The sequence below is a fragment of the uncultured Thiodictyon sp. genome (assembly GCF_903946935.1).
Classification (GTDB): Bacteria; Pseudomonadota; Gammaproteobacteria; order Chromatiales; family Chromatiaceae; genus Thiodictyon.
Genome location: NZ_CAJAXH010000056.1, coordinates 1 through 2469, shown reverse-complemented (window position 1 = coordinate 2469; position 2469 = coordinate 1). Strand labels below are relative to the sequence as shown.

The 2469-nt window shown below is 56.5% G+C and carries 2 protein-coding genes; both read right to left on the bottom strand.

Going from position 1 to position 2469, the window contains the following annotated elements:
- Positions 1-121 precede the first annotated feature (121 nt).
- Positions 122-784: a hypothetical protein gene (locus QZX93_RS05375; RefSeq protein WP_295387011.1), complete on the bottom strand. Its 663-nt coding sequence runs from the start codon at positions 782-784 to the stop codon at positions 122-124.
- Between the two features lie 10 nt (positions 785-794).
- Positions 795-2120, bottom strand: a complete 1326-nt coding sequence (locus QZX93_RS05370; RefSeq protein ID WP_295387015.1) for an ATP-binding domain-containing protein — start codon at positions 2118-2120, stop codon at positions 795-797.
- Between the last annotated feature and the right edge of the window lie 349 nt (positions 2121-2469).

Below are 2469 nucleotides of genomic sequence, written 5' to 3'. Positions count from 1 at the left end.
GACCTCACGAAGGTTCACGCACGGGGCCTCGGACAGTAAGGGGACCGACGTGCTTTATACCCGGGCCACCTGGCGTTGTCCAGTGTTGCGGACAACCGCCGGTTGCAACAGAGAGTCCTGGCTAGAACGGTTCCGCCCTGTTGCGCTCCTCCTTGGAGTTGAAATACTGGTAGATCCAGCCGATGGCCTCGTCTTCACCCCACAGGGGTTCGATCTCGGCGTCGTTGATCAGCGCCAGCAGCGGCAAGAGCGCCGCCTCACGCGGGAACAGCCGCCCCTGGGGTGCGTAGCGACCGAACAGACCGGGTAGGTCCTGGGCCAACTCGTCGAAGACGCTGAAGAGGTAGACGCGGTAGGCATCGCCGGTTTCGCCCAGGCCAGCGCCGGCCAGGCGGGCATAGAGCTGGAAGCCTTTTGCCTGGTAGCCGTTACCGACCGATTCGATCAGCAACCCCCGTGCCTCCGCCATGCGCAGCGCAGCCAAGCGGTTGAGGATGGTAAATGCCTGCTCGCGCACGATGCGGTCCAACACCTGGGTCTCCGCGGTCCGGCCGCCGCCGGACTCCGTTGCAAGGTAATGGGCAAACACCTGCCGCAGGACTTTGGCCGTCTCCCGCCGACTGTCGTCGAGGTCAGAGAGTTTGGCGATGTCTGCCACCTCGCCGGTTTTAGGGTCCATCCCGTAGTCGCGCTGAAGTTGGCGGGTGAACTCCTCGGCAAGCAACGACCGGGCGTCGCCCACAAAGCGCTGCAAACGATTTCGCGTTGGTTGATCAAATGCCATTTGGTAATCCTCAGCCTGGTTGCCGGGTTGTGTCCCAGGCCGAGACGAACATTGGCCTCAACGATGAAATAGTCGGCGGCAATACCTCTTCGCAAGTAACACCCAAATAAGTGGCGGCTCGTGTGGTACCTACATAAAGGTATTTGTCAAATAACTGCGGATGCAGACCTGCGAGACGGTCGATACCAATAAAAAAAACAGCCTCAAACTCCAGGCCTTTGATGTGCTCAACGGCAAATACTCGGACGTCATTGTCTCGCCCCATTACCTGACCCTGTGGGCAAGCTGCAACCCGAATATTAAAATCAGTGAGAACCTCGTTTAGCGCATCGGCGAGCGTTTGAACCTGGCTTTCCTCGTTGACGAAGATTGCGGTAGATGGCAGTTGAGCGACGAAGCGCTCAATCTCACGAATCCGTTCGGCCAGCCAGTTGACAACCTCCTCAGCCTGCGATGCAGACTCCATCAAAGCGGGCGCGACACCCTCGCTATCAACATGCTCCGGCAGGGTCACGTTACGGGCCGATCCACCAGTCTTATGGATGATGGCGCGGGCGAGTTCGTTGAGCTGTCGACTCTGACGGTAGGAGACGGTTATCTCCTTGACTTCCACATCAGGAAGCACCCATCTCATCTCGTCAAGCGACCGGCTTCCCCAAGTCGTCAGACGCTGGTTGAAATCACCACAGGCAAAGAACGATCTAATCTGCGGATGACATAGACCCGCCATGCAGGCCATTTGGACCGGAGAGAAATCCGTTGCCTCGTCCACCAAAATCTGATTCATGTAGAGCCCAAATAATGGCTTCAGTGACGACCAGACGGGTTCGTCAATATTTCTCAAGACACTTGGTTTGCTGAGTAGGTCACCGCCCGCACGAACGATGGCCAACAAAATAACATCAAGCTCCAGGGGATGCAGGTCCGTGGAACTGAACGGACCCTTGGCGTACCACCGCTCTTCCACTTGGCGAAGACGACGAAATGCGCGATAACGCCTTGGTATGCCTTGAACACAACGGCTGACGGGGCTAACGAATCGACGAGCATAGGTTTGGACCACAAGACTGGCGCCGACCTCAGCAAGATCGGTTTGCTTCAAGGACCGATCCGCCAACCACGCAATAATTCTGCCGTTACGCGAGCCTTTGCTAAGGTTACGCTGTGCAGCGAGTGCACGGGCCTGAGCTCGGACTGCTTGCATGTAGGTTAAAATGGCCAGGCCCCGACCTGTGCTGGGGAGATTCATATCCTCCTCCTCCTGGTCTTCCGCCTCATCCCCATCTGGATCGGCAGGCTGTTGCAGGCCATCAATAAAGGTCGCAAGGGCGTCCAAGAAGTCCCTGTCACGATTCAGCTGTAAATTGAGGGCACCTCTGATCTTCTTATCTGTTGCTTCCTTCAGGCCGGAGACGAAGGTCTGGACGCCGGTGACCTCAGCGGCAAGAGCGGTTAGCGTTTCGGTCAGGGAATTGCTCGCTGCGCGCTTGAGGATCGACGCCAGCCGCTGACCGATTATTGCCGCCCCGGTAGTCGTGTCTTCACTCAGAGCCTGTCTAGAAACTAAATTATTGATTTTATAGCAAAAAAATTGTAGAATCTCCGGAATCCATACGAAAATGCGATCTTATTCCGGGTTTCAATATGAATGAAGACAGCATCGAGTCGCCTGCCAGGTATCCTAG

Excerpts from the sequence above, each read along its gene's own strand:
- QZX93_RS05375 (WP_295387011.1), bottom strand. The coding sequence starts at position 784 with ATGGCATTTGATCAACCAACGCGAAATCGTTTGCAGCGCTTTGTGGGC.